At 70.4% G+C, this 335-nt stretch carries 1 protein-coding gene; it reads left to right on the top strand.

Annotation, left to right across the window (positions count from 1 at the left end; translation table 11 throughout):
* Positions 1-335 (top strand): AsmA-like C-terminal region-containing protein (locus SB816_RS30425; RefSeq protein ID WP_410548044.1); only part of this gene is annotated, 335 nt, incomplete at both ends.

Below are 335 nucleotides of genomic sequence, written 5' to 3'. Positions count from 1 at the left end.
GCAGAGTCTCGCGCGCTTCCTGACGCTGAATTTCCGCGACGTGGTCGGCAAGGGGCTGCCGTTCGACAAGATCACGGGCACCAGCCGGATCTCGAACGGGATCGCGCGCACCGACGACTTCTCGATGACGACGGCGCCGGCGAACGTGACGGTGCGCGGCGCGGTCGATCTCGGCGCCGAGACGCAGGACCTGCACGCGCACGTCGCGCCGAAGATCGGCGCGGGCACGGCGGCGATCGCGGCCGCGATCATCAACCCGCTGCTCGGCGTCGGCGTGCTGGCCGCGAACTACGCGCTGTCGGAGACGCTGTCGCACGCGTTCGCGCTCGACTACG

It is taken from the genome of Achromobacter sp. SIMBA_011, from assembly GCF_046535435.1.
GTDB classification, from domain to species: Bacteria; Pseudomonadota; Gammaproteobacteria; order Burkholderiales; family Burkholderiaceae_B; genus Achromobacter; species Achromobacter dolens.
The sequence above is the reverse complement of the archived record's forward strand: the minus strand, read 5'-3'. Positions and strand labels throughout refer to the sequence as shown.